Origin of the sequence: Klebsiella sp. CN_Kp075 (assembly GCF_040065055.2) — a bacterium.
GTDB classification, from domain to species: Bacteria; Pseudomonadota; Gammaproteobacteria; order Enterobacterales; family Enterobacteriaceae; genus Klebsiella; species Klebsiella aerogenes.
On the sequence record NZ_CM198050.1, the window covers coordinates 3186340 to 3201181 of the forward strand.

General features: G+C 51.0%; 11 protein-coding genes and 4 pseudogenes. 2 read left to right on the forward strand and 13 right to left on the reverse strand.

Annotated features, from left to right (window positions below):
- Window position 1: 1 nt before the first annotated feature.
- From ABLV78_RS15245 to ABLV78_RS15300, 12 genes and pseudogenes are all read right to left on the reverse strand, one after another.
- Complete coding sequence (locus ABLV78_RS15245; protein WP_047046791.1) at window positions 2–1087, reverse strand: DNA cytosine methyltransferase; 1086 nt, start codon at window positions 1085–1087, stop codon at window positions 2–4.
- A 168-nt stretch (window positions 1088–1255) separates the two neighbouring features.
- Window positions 1256–1728 (reverse strand): annotated as a pseudogene (locus tag ABLV78_RS15250) (GNAT family N-acetyltransferase).
- Window positions 1710–1852: pseudogene (locus ABLV78_RS15255) on the reverse strand (integrase); the annotation flags it as partial. The pseudogenes ABLV78_RS15255 and ABLV78_RS15250, both read right to left, overlap by 19 nt.
- Before the next feature lie 38 nt (window positions 1853–1890).
- A pseudogene (locus tag ABLV78_RS15260) lies at window positions 1891–2550 on the reverse strand (integrase core domain-containing protein).
- Window positions 2551–2828: 278 nt separating this feature from the next.
- Window positions 2829–4811, reverse strand: coding sequence for a hypothetical protein (locus ABLV78_RS15265; RefSeq protein ID WP_047046800.1), 1983 nt, complete (start codon window positions 4809–4811; stop codon window positions 2829–2831).
- 171 nt (window positions 4812–4982) lie between these two features.
- Window positions 4983–5265, reverse strand: a pseudogene (locus ABLV78_RS15270) (Arm DNA-binding domain-containing protein); the annotation flags it as partial.
- Between the two features lie 397 nt (window positions 5266–5662).
- Window positions 5663–6226, reverse strand: a complete 564-nt coding sequence (locus ABLV78_RS15275; protein WP_045393784.1) for a YagU family protein — start codon at window positions 6224–6226, stop codon at window positions 5663–5665.
- Window positions 6227–6386: 160 nt separating this feature from the next.
- Window positions 6387–7412, reverse strand: a complete 1026-nt coding sequence (locus ABLV78_RS15280; RefSeq protein WP_045393782.1) for an LLM class flavin-dependent oxidoreductase — start codon at window positions 7410–7412, stop codon at window positions 6387–6389.
- Window positions 7413–7566: 154 nt separating this feature from the next.
- Window positions 7567–8325 carry an SAM-dependent methyltransferase gene (locus ABLV78_RS15285; protein WP_072251516.1) on the reverse strand — a complete coding sequence of 253 codons (759 nt, stop codon included), beginning with the start codon at window positions 8323–8325 and terminating at the stop codon, window positions 7567–7569.
- A 10-nt stretch (window positions 8326–8335) separates the two neighbouring features.
- Window positions 8336–8593 (reverse strand): YjhX family toxin, encoded by a 258-nt coding sequence (locus ABLV78_RS15290; RefSeq protein ID WP_015705074.1) that lies wholly within the window; start codon window positions 8591–8593, stop codon window positions 8336–8338.
- Window positions 8594–8892: 299 nt separating this feature from the next.
- Window positions 8893–9432 (reverse strand): DUF2058 domain-containing protein, encoded by a 540-nt coding sequence (locus ABLV78_RS15295; protein WP_047046807.1) that lies wholly within the window; start codon window positions 9430–9432, stop codon window positions 8893–8895.
- 50 nt (window positions 9433–9482) lie between these two features.
- Window positions 9483–9965 carry a cold-shock protein gene (locus ABLV78_RS15300; RefSeq protein WP_045375123.1) on the reverse strand — a complete coding sequence of 161 codons (483 nt, stop codon included), beginning with the start codon at window positions 9963–9965 and terminating at the stop codon, window positions 9483–9485.
- 168 nt (window positions 9966–10133) lie between these two features.
- On the opposite strand from ABLV78_RS15300, the gene ABLV78_RS15305 reads away from it, so the two are divergent.
- On the forward strand, window positions 10134–11027 hold the full coding sequence (locus tag ABLV78_RS15305; RefSeq protein WP_512170552.1) for an oxidoreductase: 894 nt from the start codon (window positions 10134–10136) through the stop codon (window positions 11025–11027).
- A gap of 104 nt (window positions 11028–11131) precedes the next feature.
- Window positions 11132–11611, forward strand: coding sequence for an efflux pump transcriptional repressor OqxR (oqxR, locus tag ABLV78_RS15310; RefSeq protein WP_045393779.1), 480 nt, complete (start codon window positions 11132–11134; stop codon window positions 11609–11611).
- 64 nt (window positions 11612–11675) lie between these two features.
- Here oqxR and oqxB read toward each other — a convergent pair whose 3' ends face one another.
- Complete coding sequence (gene oqxB / locus ABLV78_RS15315) at window positions 11676–14828, reverse strand: multidrug efflux RND transporter permease subunit OqxB (protein ID WP_045393776.1); 3153 nt, start codon at window positions 14826–14828, stop codon at window positions 11676–11678.
- Between the last annotated feature and the right edge of the window lie 14 nt (window positions 14829–14842).

Consider the following 14842-nt stretch of genomic DNA (forward strand, 5'->3'; position numbering starts at 1 on the left):
CCTAATTACCGTTCGCTGTCATCTTTTTCAAACCAGCACCAGAAAATAAATGCCGAAAAAGTACCTCAGCCAGCAGTGGAGGAACAGCATTACCAATTTGGGTAAATTTTGACTCGACGTCTCCTACAGGTTCAAAACCGTGTGGAAAAGTTTGTATTCGTGCACATTCCCGCCATGATAACCGCCTTGCCTGTTCCAGTTTGGGACGAGAAGTATCAACAACTAGATGCTCATATTCATCAGAAAAGTCCCAGCGCTGCTTCCAGCCATCCTCTAGGTTTGACCATGTTAACTTCATCACCGGGCTGGCAGGATGTAATGTAACATGACGCCAGTTAGCTACGACGGTGTAAGCAGGGCTGTCCCATAGAGCTTTACGATTTCGGGACATGAAATACCATGAGAAATGCCCATCAGGATCATGTGGTCGTTCGTAAAACTCACCTTCAGGCCATAGTGGTAAATCCCTAATAGCCTCACCATGTGAAACATAGGGTTTTAAATGAGGATTCTTTTTTGTCGCTTTGCCATGTGTTTCAGCAGGAAATTCAAAGTATTGCCCCAGATCGTTTCTGACGCCAATAATAAACAAACGCTTGCGCGACTGAGGCACGCCGTAAGCCCTCGCGTTTACCATATGATAGCTGACTTGGTACCCGGCAGCTTTATATGCCGTGAGCTGTTGTTCCAGAAAGCTACCTGCCCCTAAATGTTTCAAGCCAGAAACATTTTCAGCAACAAAATACTTCGGCTGAACAGTCTCTAATACCCGTAGAAAGTGTTTATAAAGGTTTGTTCTGTCGTCATTGTTAGGTTTTCTGTTACCTGCCATTGAAAATGACTGGCAGGGATAGCCTCCAACAACAATATCAACATCCGGAAAAGACAGAATTTGAGAGATATCACTATGCCTGATATCACTATCGGGGAAATAGTTCCCTAATGTTTTGCAGGCATTCTCTGCAACATCGTTGGCAAAGACGATGTCTCCACCAGCTGAGGTAATTCCAAAATCCATACCACCACAACCGGAGAAAAGTGAAAGGACCCGAATATTATCGTTCTCTCTCTCAAAAACACTGCTCATACGCCCATACCAAATATCTTCTTCTAACAAACCGTAAATGGTTGTTAATTTGCCATAAAATCATAGAGAAAGATTATACCCCTCTGTAAAGAATCTTACATCAATATACTTAGCTTTTGAGGGGGAAGTGGTGTTTTTGTTGTTAAGGTATTACTAAATGGCCGTTCTTCAGATAGCGCTTCTCACCAAATCCCCCATCAGCAACATCGGATCCATCGGCAACGGCTCAAACCCTACCTGCAGATAAAATTCCCGCGCTTCGTCAGACAACGCATCAACCAGCGTCCCGCGAATACCGATGGTTTCCGCCACCTGTATTACCCGCAACTCGGCATCACGTATCAGTGTCAGCCCCATACCTTGCCTATGTAGCGATTTATCCCCCTCCAGGCGTCCCAGCATCAGAAGGGGGTTGGATGAGACATATTGCGACAAAAGCGCACGGGGGCAGTATTTGTTGTAACAGCGCTGGAAGCCAGCGAGTAGGAAGCCATCACATTAGCATCGTCGAAGCAGACAAACATGCTGGATGCGACGGAAAGCTGGTTCTTCATCGCACACTGTTTTAGCCAGTTATCCATAGAATCTACTCCACAACAGAACGAGGTAAGAATATGCCCTGTATGAAGGGGAAAATGTATTTATTTAAAGCCTCCAGAATGTCAGAGGCATAACCTTCAGGCCGTCGACCAACTTTTGTCGCATGCCCTCAAGCGCCACGGTCTGGAACCTGTTGTTGAGTTGTACATCGCAAACCAGTTTCTCTTATTTCTTTGTTGTTGATGGGTGTAAGCATACCCGTTTTAGTTCCACGCACTTTTTGAGATCTCCGGGTTTTCAGCCATCAGCCGGTACCCTTCCAGCGTCAGGTTATTCAGGGATTCATGAGGCCGCTCGCTGTTATATTCAGCCAGCCAGCGCTCCGTAATTTCCCGTGCTTCATTCAGGGTTCTGAACAGATAAAAATCCAGTACTTCTGTCCGGTACGTCCGGTTAAACCGTTCAATAAAGGCATTCTGTGTCGGCTTACCCGGTTTGATAAACTCCAGTATCACCCCGTGTTCTTCCGCCCACTGCGCCAGTGCCAGCGACACCAGTTCTGGCCCGTTATCCATCCGCATTTTCAGCGGATAAACTCATGGCAAATTACGCCGTCAGATAGCTGACGAGTTCACGCTTTATCGCTGGTTTTAAAGCTTTTTTTCGATGACAATGACGTCTTTTAACGCTCGATTTTCCAGACTCAGGTCAGCAAATATCTGTTTGAGGCGTCGGTTCTCATCTTCAAGGTCTTTGATTTTTTTAATATCAGCCGCTTCCATCCCGCCATATTTCGCCTTCCAGTTGTAGTAACTGGCTTCAGATATTGCGGCCTCACGGCAGACATCTTTGACAGTTCGTCCGGCTTCGACAGACTTCAGGACGGCGATTATCTGGTGCTCGGTGAATCGGATATTACGCATAGCGATCTCCTCAGGGGACATAATCAGTATGTCGGAAGATCTCTAAAAGTGAATGGTTCGGTTTGCCGGGATACTTACAAACTCACCACCCAAAGCTATCTTTTTCTAACGACAAGCGAGGGATGGTCTAAAGTACTCGACTCCTCAGCCTCAGCCGGTCTGAAATAAACTAGCGAGAAAAAGGCGGCAATCATAACGCTTTAGAATATAATTCCAGAACGGATCCAATTTGCCACCTTGGACGGTAATCAACTCAGACGAACATATTCATCTTAGAGTCAGATGTTCAACTGGGAATTCATAAAGTACAGCACACTTCCATCATCGAGCTTGACCTCATCTCCAAATGCTCCCTTAAAAAGGGCAACACTGCGACTGTCCACCTTTAAACCTTCTTGTGACAAGTAGTGATAAAATGACGGATGATAGTCCAATCCTTCGCGAAAGCGGTAAGGATCATCTTTGGTTCCAACTCCAAAAATATCCCTTCCAAATTTCAATTTTTGACCTTCAAGTATTCGCTTCGCCTTGATACTTTTTCCGAGGTCAGTTGATTTTTCTCGCAACGAGTCGAGCCAAGATCCGGTCAGCATAGAGGCTACTTGGCGATCCATCATCGCCTCAATCCCACATAGCGTTGAAAGCATAAGTGTCAATTGCGCCAGAATTATCTTATGACCTGACTTCCACCCTTCTCCCCCGCCCCCCAAAAGATCACCTCCGGTAGCAATTGTACCGTGCGCAACATGGGACAAGAAACCGTACAAGCTGAGCACCCCTGGTTGTTTTGAATTCATTGTCCCTAGTGGAGTTAGTATGTTATACGGCTTTTTGATAGACTCTCGCCACAAGTGCCGCCACTCGGACGTTGCACCAGACAAGTTCGAGCTTCCCGCAAGAACTCGTGCCAATTGTTTCTCAGCGTTCGCCAATAATTCCGAAATTTTTCCGGAGTTAGGGGCAGACTTTTCCACCTCATTTTTAGCTTTGGTTAATTTTTCCCCTAACTCGAATGCCAATGCATGATGCTCAAGCATTGAGCGCACGAGTAGCGTCACCCCGAGAACGCTATCTGCGTTAACAAGTCTCGCCGCTTGACGAGCCATAGACCACATCTTGTACTCAATTACCTCGATGCTGAAGCTCAAACTCGGAACTAGGATCGAGAGCTGCTCATTACTCTCATACGACCCATTCGGTATAGGTAAAGAATTAGCAGCTTGAGCAAGTCGAAGTTCTTGTTGAATTAAGAACGAATATCGATTCTGCCCTGAAATTGTCTTAAGTGAGTCAGGCCAAAGACTTGGTGAAAGCTGGCTCTCTCTCAAAGCCTTGATTGCCTCAATATCTGTTGGCCAAGTCGGCGGAGTACCAAAAGCGCTTTCCCAGTTAGACTCGCAGTTAGCAAAATGGTGAAAAGTCCCCTCTGCGTCCTTCCAATCTGCTTCTCTATGCCCCATTTCCACAGAGTAAGTCTTTTTGAGGATGGGTAAAGTGACATCCGCCAAGATACGGAAAGGATCATTTGAGGATGTCTGATTCAAAGGTAAAAAAACAATATGATCGCAATTGTCATTTTCAACCCATGGCAATTGAAAAAACGCTTCATAAATCACGATAAAAGCGTCAGCTACAATAGTTGCGGCCTCAGTAGAGTGAGGCCTCACAGATAAAATGTGGCTACCATAGTTAGGATGGACATATTCACTAAGTTGGTTGAAAGCCAGCTTCAGACTTTCATGACGTTTATCGGCTATCTCTTTATCTGAAGCCTGATTAGTCAGCTCCTCCCTATTTTTTAATTCCAGCCTAGGTAAGACCCGACTTTGGAGAAAACGAATTTTATCCGCCACAGCCTCACTGTCAAATGGAGTCTTTTTGCCAAATTCAAAGAGTTCCGCAACGACATTTAATGCATCGAGTTCTTCTATCTGGGTTCGAAGCACTAGAGCAGCCAAATGTAGGTCACCTGTGGTGGAGGCTTGGTCTAACGCCTCTTCCAGGAGCAACCAGCGTGGCCAGACACATGCCAAAAGCAAAGGTTCGATTTTTTGGTGCAATATCTCAGGGGAGTCCAATCGCGCCCGTGATAAATTAAGAGCAGCAAGAACCAGGGTGTGATCACTCAGACCCTCAAGTGCTGGAGGTCTTTGGCGCCCTCGCTGCCTCCGCGCGGCAATAGCATCAAGCTTAGTCATCTTATCGCTGAGTTGAGTGTCCCAAATCGAGCGCCATGGGCGGAACACTGGAATGTTAAGCATAGTTAATCGTTAATTCCTTATAGTAATCTGCGCAAAGCAATTTAAAAACTTAGCATGCTTTGCTTGCCTTATCCGCATCACTGTCACAAGCAGTGCCAACAACACCCGCGGTGCAATCCACATTATCGCCTCCCTAGCCGTAAACTCCAGTCCCATAATATGTAAACCACCATAGCCTTCTACCCATTGGCTCACCTTTGTTCCGTGCCATTCAAGCGCCACAGCCTGAAGCGTGTTGTTGAGCTGCACATCGCGAACCAGTTTTTCTTCTTTCTTGGCAAAAGATGTAAACACCAAAAGCCATACGCTTCTCTTTTCCATTGAAGCAATATTTCATCCGCCAGTACTTGGAACCAGAGGAAACGACTTCAATATACAAACCAGCACCGTCTACCCACTTGTAGGCTTTCTCTCTGGGTTTAGCAGTGTCTACCTGTCACGCATTAAGCTTCATTGGGGGCATCTCCCTGGACCGAACACATAATGCCCCCATTTATACCCCCAACTGCGACTTGATTCCGGTTAAGTCCAGTTGATAACAGGAGATAAGACACAGGCCATAAACCACTGTATACGGGCTTTGTGTTGATTTCGATAGACTTGAGAAGCGTTTGAAATGGTGTCGATAATAGGAGTCGAACCTACGGCCTTCGCGTTACTAATGCGAGCAAACTCCAAAATGAGTACAATGATAAGTACATACAAAAATATGAATAAAATAAAACATTTATATCAATAAGATAACTGTTAAATCACGGTTCAACGTCTAATTCCTGCCGATAAAATCCGCGCCCCGGCGCGGATTTTTCATTTTAAAGCCTCGCGAGTTTTATCACTCGCGAGGCTTTAAATTATCTGAACGGCGCATCTAAAGGAATTTCTGCGTCAGGCTCATGGGTGATTCGGTTACGCAGATCGCGACGAATCATCTCAATTGCCCAGAACCAAAAAATATGGCCAAGCAGTTCGGAAATATATTCATCAGCCGGAATATTGAATAACGACGGCGTAAGTCCTAATAGCGGGAAAGATATCCAGTGAACCGCAATGGTGGCGACAATGCCGGCCCACACGCCCTGCCATAATTTAACTTTTGGGAATATCTCCGCCACCACGCAATAGCCAATCGCAAACACCAACGAGAAGATGATATGCGTGACCATCACCGGGTTGATGATATGCTCAGAAAAGGTGTAAACGGTATGCGTTGGGTCAATACCAAGATAGTCGCGTAGAAAGAGATAAGGAGGGTTGAATTCATCACGCCCGCCGGAAAATGTTCGCGGCGGCAGAGGCACTTCCGCCCCCCACTTAACGAATGCCGACATAATTCCGGCAATAACCCCAACCAATAAGGCGACGCCATAGCGACGCCGACCAGGTGCAGTCTGTACAAAAAAATCCTTAATTGCCATAAATCCCTCGCCATGAATAATATTGTTACAGCATTGCAATATTCTTTAAGTCTGCGCGGGCATGGCTTGATCAAGATCACACTTTTTGTTCAAAAGATAAACAAAGCTAATACTTTTATATCATCGCGGAGCATCAATTAATGCCCCGCGAGGCATTCTTTTAATCACGCCATCCCATTGCCGGCGCAACGTGCTTCAGAATAGACTCAATCACATGAACGTTATAATCCACGCCCAGCTGATTCGGCACGGTCAGCAATAAGGTATCGGCTTCCGCGATCGCTTCATCCTGTTTCAGTTGCTCGACGAGCTTATCGGGTTCAGCGGCATAGCTGCGGCCGAAAATAGCGCGGGTTTTCTCATCAAGAAAACCAATACTGTCGCTGTTATCCCGGCTGGAGCCGAAATACATCCGGTCGCGATCGTCCATCAGGGCAAAGATACTTCGACTGACCGATACCCGCGGCGTACGCGTGTGCCCCGCTTCCGTCCAGGCCTGACGATAGGCGCGGATCTGTTTCGCCTGTTGGATATGGAATGGTTCGCCCGTCTCATCATCTTTCAGCGTCGAGCTTTGCAAGTTCATGCCGAGCTTCGCCGCCCACATCGCCGTAGCATTAGAGCCCGCGCCCCACCAGATACGTTCGCGTAATCCGGCGGAGTACGGCTCAAGACGTAGCAATCCCGGCGGGTTGGGAAACATGGGTTGCGGATTGGGTTTCGCGAAACCTTCGCCGCGCAGCACGTCCAACAGCACCTCAGTATGGCGCCGCGCCATGTCAGCGTCGGACTCGCCATCCTGTGGTTGAAAACCAAAATGACGCCAGCCATCAATCACCTGTTCCGGTGAACCGCGGCTGATGCCAAGCTGCAAACGCCCTCCCGAGATCAAATCCGCAGCGCCAGCATCCTCCGCCATATATAGCGGGTTTTCATAGCGCATATCGATAACGCCGGTGCCAATCTCAATCTTTTTAGTTTTCGCGCCGATAGCGGCCAGCAGCGGGAACGGTGAACTGAGCTGACGGGCAAAATGGTGAACCCGAAAATAGGCGCCATCCGCGCCTAACTCTTCGGCGGCAACGGCCAGATCGATGGATTGTAAGAGCGTGTCGGCAGCAGAACGGGTCGCCGACTGCGGCGATGGCGTCCAGTGGCCAAATGACAAAAATCCGATCTTTTTCATGAGGATAGCCCCTGATTTGGCAAAACATTCAGCAGACGCGGAGATACGATTCCGCGTCTGCATGTAGTTCTCCTACTCTACCCCTTAGCCAAAATGTATAAATGGCGTTTATTTAACAGAATAGTTCAAATAAATTGACCAAATATAACGATCGCTATTTCTGCATTAGCGCAAATACGCCCCAGCCAAAATATTCCCGGGTATAGGTAACATGGCGAAGCGGCGCGGCTTTGAGCTGCGCACGGGCCTCAAACGCAAATTCATCCTCGGGGTGGGCCTGCAGCCAACGGCGCATGGTCAGCCATTTAGCGGCTTCATAACGGTCCCACCCCTCGCGGTCAGCCAGCACCATTTCAACGATGTCATAGCCCAGTTCGCCAAAAGAGGTGACCAGCGCCGGAAGCGGCAACAAATCAGCCACCGCAGAAACACCGCAGGCACGCGCTTCTTCTTCTGTCGCGGGGACCTTACGCCACCAGGGCTCCCCGATAAGTAGCATACCGCCAGGCTTAAGGCTGCGGGCTAACTGCGCCACGGTTCCGGCGACGCCGCCGGCGATCCACGTCGCGCCAATACAGGCCGCCACATCGTATTGCCGTTCGGCGACGTAACCTGCCGCATCGCTATGGATAAAAGTGACGCGATCGCTGACGCCAAGCGCTTCGGCGCGTTGTTTAGCCTGGGCGGTAAACAATGGGCTCATATCAATGCCCAGACCACCGATAGCATGGTCCCGCGCCCAGGTGCAGAGCATTTCACCAGAACCGCTGCCAAGGTCGAGAATTTGCGCCCCCGCCTGCAGGCGAAGTACGCGGCCAAGCGTGGCATATTTTTCCGCCGTGAAGGGGTTATGGATACGATGTTCACTTTCGCTGATGGTAAAGATACGTGGGATATCGATAGTTGTGGTCATATCACTCTCCTTAGCGGTTATCCGGCTGGGCGCGAACGTTATTCAGCCCGCTGGTGTTGATGCGGTACGGCTGGCCGTTAACGGATTTAATCAGTTTTTTAGTGCGGAGTTTTTTGAAGACGGCGAGCGTACAGTCGCTGAGCAGTAGGCCTTCGCGGCTATAGCACTCTACGGCGATGACGCGGCCTGAGGTGTCGCGAATGTGCGCAATACGTCCGCCTTTCGCGAGAACGTGTAAGGTACGTTGTTCCTGACGGGATAAATTCATACTGGAAAACCTGTTTAATCATCATGTGCAAAACGTGCAAACACGCAGCGGTGCCCGCATTCGATTTCAGCGCATTGATAACCAGCCCGGCCTGAAAGGTCGGCAAACTGATTATCAGATGATTACATTCTCCAGCATCAAAGCCTCGGTAGAGTTGAAAGGTATTTACCAGCCGGATGATAACATCCAGTGACAGAAAGGATATTTATAAACGGGAAAATTGTGATCGATATCTGAAATTGCGCCCCCGCCCCATGACGATAGGCGCACAATAAATAGCATCAGCCTACTGGCCCTGATTACCACATCAAATCATCAGGTACTTTAAAGTCAGCATACGGATCGTCTTCGTCCTCGGCTTCCTGGCTCAGGGCGCTGTTCAACACAATACTTTCGGCGTCGCGCTGGGCGATTTTATCCGCCACGCTGGCGGGAATAATCGCGTATTCATATTTACCGTTATTATCAACAGCAAGGCGGGCAATCGCCAGACGGCCGCTAATGAGCTGCGCCTGGGTGATTTTATCCACATCAATGTTTTTGATGAGATTATTATCCGTAAAGTTAAAAGCGATATGGCCTTTCGCAATCGTGATTCGGTTCATTTCGATCAGTTGCTTAACCTGCGCTTTATACTCTTTTGCTAAAGCCGCTTGCTTTTGCTGTTCGCTGAGCTGCTTGTCGCGCTCAAGCTGGGCTTTTTTGTTTTCTTCCACGGCCTCGCGGGCTTCACGCGCCTGAACACGTGACTTTTTCGCCGTTCTCTGAACCTTAGCCATCTTTTTACTGGTGACCAGACCCGCTTTCAGCATCTGTTCTTGTAAGGTAAGTTTTGTCATCGTCGTTTCTACAATCGTTGGAATTCTGCTTCGGATAAGGTAAATCAGGGTCAGACTTTAAGGAGCTTCACCGTGGCGTCGATGTCGATTTCATCTTCAGAGAAGATGAGCGTCGTGCCCTGAAAGGTAGTGATCGCCAGCTTTTTCAGCGTGCGCATTTCGCCCGGCTTCACGCTCGCTTTCGGCTTGATGCTGTTCATCAGCAGTCCCACGGAGAGCACCGCATTTTCCTTGTCGATACGCGTATCGGCCGGCACTTCCTCACTGTAGACCAGGTAAGACTTAATTGAGGTCAGCTTCAGGCGCTCACCGGCAATATACAGATGTTTGCTTTCCGGGATGACTTTCACCGCGTAAGCCGATAAACCTTTATTATTGGTCGTGGGTTCAAACGTGACCGCCGCGTCTTTCTTAATCAGATCCGGATTGGCAACCTTAATCACGTGAAAATAGCGGTTATCGCCATTTTCATCTTTGATAAATCCGAAACCTTTATCTTTAAACCACGTTGTGATCGTACCGTTCATCGCCATTACCGCCTGATTAATCGTTTATCTACTCAATTTTGCTGCGCGCAGTTTAAAGCACAATGCCAGCGTAGACCATGCCTTTGCTCTAAGTGTTGCCCGATATCGACAATTGATCCTAGCTTTTGCCGAAAATTTGATTCATTAATGAGTACGGTTCAATCAGGAGAATGCATGATGTCTAATCTTGCCTCAGTCGCGTTGCTAGGTCCTGGCGCTATCGGCACGACCATTGCCGCCGTACTGCATGAAGCGGGCCGCAAACCGGTGCTCTGCGGGCGCACCGCGCATCAGCGGTTGATTTTACGCCGGGATGACGGCGAAACGATCATTCCTGGGCCGGTATTGACCGATCCGCATACGCTGGAACGCCCGGTTGAGCTGCTATTTGTGGCGGTGAAAACCACCCAGGTAGCGGATTGCGCGGGCTGGCTTAACGCGCTGTGCGATGAAAACACGGTGGTCTGCGCGCTACAGAACGGCGTTGAACAGGAAAGCCTGCTTGACCCCTATGTTAACGGCGCAAAGGTGTTGCCTTCAGTTGTCTGGTTTCCGGCACAACGAGAGGCGGATGCGTCGGTATGGTTACGCGCCAAACTGCGCCTGACGCTACCCGATACGCCGCAAGCGAAGAAAATAGTCGAGGTTCTCGACGGAACCCGTTGCGCGGTTGAGTTGACGGCAGATTTCACATCGGTCGCGTGGCGGAAACTGCTGCAAAATGCCGTCGCTGGCCTGATGGTGCTGGCGAATCGCCGCGCCGGGATGTTTTCGCGCCAGGACATCACCGGGCTGGCGCTGGCCTATTTGCACGAGTGTCTGGCGGTGGCGCGCGCCGCAGGGGCGAAACTCGCCGATAGCGTGCCGCAGGAAATTGTTAATGGGTTTCATCAGGCGCCGGCGGATTTAAGCACCTCGATACTTGCCGACCGTCAGGCTAATCGTCCGCTGGAATGGGACATCCGCAACGGCGTCATCCAACGCTATGGCCGAAGGTTGGGCGTTGCCACCCCCATCAGCGATGTCGTCGTGCCTCTGCTGGCGGCCGCAAGCGAGGGACCTGGCTAAGATTGCTTCAAAAAAATTACCGTATTTGTTATAGTGTTACTCACTGATTATTTACCTCTGCGGTGCCAAAAAGAACAAGATTCACCGCAACCCAGGATAAGAAAATGTTAGATTACCGCTTCCCGACAGCTTTGCAGATGGTTCTCAGCGTAGCGATGGCGGAGCAATTGGGTGAACGTTCGACGAGCGCGATTCTGGCCTACGGCCTGGAAGCCAACCCGAGCTTTATCCGTAAACTCATGGTTCCGCTCACCCGCGACGGCATCATCGTCTCCACGCTTGGCCGCAACGGCTCTATTCATCTTGGCCGCCCTGCCGACCAAATCACGCTGCGTGATATCTATCTTTCCGTTATTGAAGATAAAAAACTGTGGGCGTCCCGCCCTGAGGTCCCGGCTCGCTGCGTGGTCAGCGCCAACGCCTGCTGGTACTTTAAGTCCGTAGCCGATGAAGCCGAGCAGGCGTCGCTCGCGGTGTTAGCTCGCCACACCGTGGCAAGCGCCCTGGAAGAGGTCAAAAAAGCCGATACCAGCGGCTGCGATCCGCTGCCTGAGCTGACTGCCCGCTATAAAGAAGCGCATTAACTTTTCTTGTTGCGAAAAAAAACCGCCTTAAACGAAAAGGCGGTTTTTTGTTATTAGCAGCGACCTACGCGGGCAAGACGTCCCTTGCCTGTTTGCCACGCGTCACCAGTTTTCGCAGCGTCACGTAAAACACCGGCGTCAGGAACAAACCAAACAGCGTCACGCCGAGCATACCGGAGAACACCGTGATCCCGGTGACGCCGCGCACTTCCGCCCCCGCGCCGTGGCCAAGAATCAGCGGGATCGTCCCGGCAATAAAGGCAATCGAGGTCATGATAATCGGGCGTAAACGCAGGCGACAGGCTTCCAGCGCCGCTTCCATGATCCCTTTCCCCTGAATTTCCAGTTCGCGGGCGAACTCGACAATCAGAATCGCGTTTTTACACGCCAGCCCCATCAGCACCACCAGCCCCACCTGCACAAATACGTTATTGTCGCCACCGGTCAGCCAGACGCCAAACAGCGCGGAGAGCATGGTCATCGGGACGATAAGGATCACCGCCAGCGGTAGCGTCCAGCTTTCATACAGCGCCGCCAGCACCAGGAACGCCAGCAGAACCGCGACCGGGAAGACGATCAGCGCCGTATTGCCCTGCGTAGCCTGCTGGAAGCTGAGATCCGTCCACTCAATATTCATGCCGTTCGGCAGTATCTGCTTAGACATGTCTGCCAGCTGCGTCATCGCCTGCGTGGACGAGAGCACGCGGGGATCGGCATCGCCAATCAAATCCGCCGCCGGATAGCCATTGTAGCGAATCACCGGATCCGGCCCGTAGGTGGTATTAATATTCACCATACTGCCAATCGGCACCATTTCGCCCTGATTATTGCGGGTGCGTAAATTAGCAATATCTTCCACGCTGTCGCGGAACGGCCCATCGGCCTGCGCCATTACGCGCCAGGTACGCCCAAACTGGTTAAAGTCATTCACATACGATGACCCCAGATAGGTTTGCAGCGTACCGAAAAGGTCGGTCAACGACACGCCCTGCGCTTTCGCTTTATCACGATCGACCTGCACATCCAACTGCGGCACGTTCGCCTGGTAGGTAGAGATCGGGAAATGCATTCCCGGCGTCTGCATAATTGAACCCGACATCGCGTTCACCGCGTTTTGCAACGCGCCATAACCCAGACCGGCGCGATCCTGAATATACAACGAATAGCCGGAACCCTGACCCAGTCCTAAAATCGGCGGCGGCAGAATCGAGAAACCAAAGCCCTGCTGAATTTGCGCGATTTTGGCGTTAATCTCGGCGTTAATTTCCGCAGCGGTGTGTTTACGCTGGTCGAACGGTTTCAGACCAAAAAAGACCGTACCGGTATTCGGCGTATTGGTGAACTGCAGCGCATTAAGACCGGGAAAAGCGACCGCATAATCTACGCCTTCGGTATTCATCCCGATTTCGCTCATTTTACGAATCACGGCGTCGGTACGCGCAAGCGAAGAACCTTCCGGCATTTTCACGCCGCCAATTAAATACAGTTTATCCTGCGTCGGAATAAACCCGCCGGGTACGACTTTAAACATCACGCCAGCGGCGCAGAGCAGCAGGACGTAGACCACAAACACCGCGCCGCGTCGGCCGAGCGTTTTGCCCACCAGCCCCTGATAGCCATTTGAGCTACGATGGAAAAAACGGTTAAACGGACGGAAAATCCAGCCGAACAAGCGATCGATAAGCCGGGTCGGGAAGTCTTTCGCCGCGCCGTGCGGTTTTAACAGCAGCGCCGCCAGCGCCGGCGAGAGCGTCAGCGAGTTGATGGCGGAGATCACCGTCGATATCGCAATCGTCACCGCAAACTGCTTGTAAAACTGCCCCGTCACTCCGGAGAGGAATGCCATCGGCACAAATACCGCGCACAACACCAGCGCGATAGCGATAATCGGCCCGGAGACTTCGCGCATCGCCTGGTGCGCCGCCGCTAGCGGAGCCAGCCCCTCTTCGATGTTTCGTTCGACGTTTTCCACCACCACGATGGCATCATCCACGACGATACCGATCGCCAGTACCAGCCCGAACAGACTGAGGGTATTCAGCGAAAAGCCCAGCAGATAAAGAATGCTGAAGGTGCCCACCACCGATACCGGCACCGCGATCAGCGGAATAATCGACGCACGCCACGTCTGCAGGAACAAAATCACCACCAGCACCACCAACACCACCGCTTCCAACAGTGTTTGCACCACCGCACGAATGGAATCGCGCACAAACACGGTCGGATCGTAAGGCGCCGCCCATTTCATATCTTCCGGGAAACGGGTGGAGAGTTCGTTCATTTTCGCGCGTACGGCGTTAGACAAATCGATAGCATTCGCCCCCGGCGACTGGAAAATACCAATCCCCACCGCATCTTTATTGTTAAGCTGGGAACGTAACGCATAACTACCCGAGCCCATTTCGATACGCGCCACGTCGCGCAGGCGCACCAGCGAACCGTCTTGCGCCGTTTTCAGAATAATATTGCCAAACTCGTCTTCCGTATGCAGACGCCCCTGAGCGTTAATAGAGATCAAAAAATCGCTCTCTTTCGGCAGCGGCTCGGCGCCCAGCTGACCGGCGGAAACCTGCACGTTTTGCTCCTGCATCGCCGTCACCACATCCGATGCGGTTAACCCGCGCGCCGCAACCTTATTGGGATCCAGCCAGATGCGCATCGCATATTCGCCCGAGCCAAATATCTGGATCTGGCCGACGCCGGGCAGACGCGCGAGTTCATCTTTGACTTTCAACGTGGCGTAGTTACGCATATACAGGGAATCGTACTTACCGCCGGGCGAAAACAGATGCACCACCAGCGTCAGCGTTGGCGATTGCTTCTGGGTGGTGATACCTAAACGCCGCACATCTTCCGGCAGACGCGCCTCGGCCTGTGATACCCGGTTTTGCACCTGAACCTGCGCCTGATCGGGGTCGGTTCCCGGACGGAAAGTGACGGTAGTTACCAGTACGCCGTCAGAGCCTGCGACGGATTTCATGTACATCATATTTTCGACGCCGTTGATGGCTTCTTCCAATGGCGTCGCCACGGTCTCCGCAATCACTTTCGGGTTGGCGCCGGGATATTCCGCCCGCACCTGCACGCTGGGCGGTACGACGTCAGGATATTCGCTGACCGGCAATAGCGGAATGGCGATCAAGCCGGTAATAAAAATCAAAATCGACAGCACGGCGGCAAAAATCGGTCTGTCGATAAAAAAACGGGAAAAGTCCATAGATCGGATTCTCA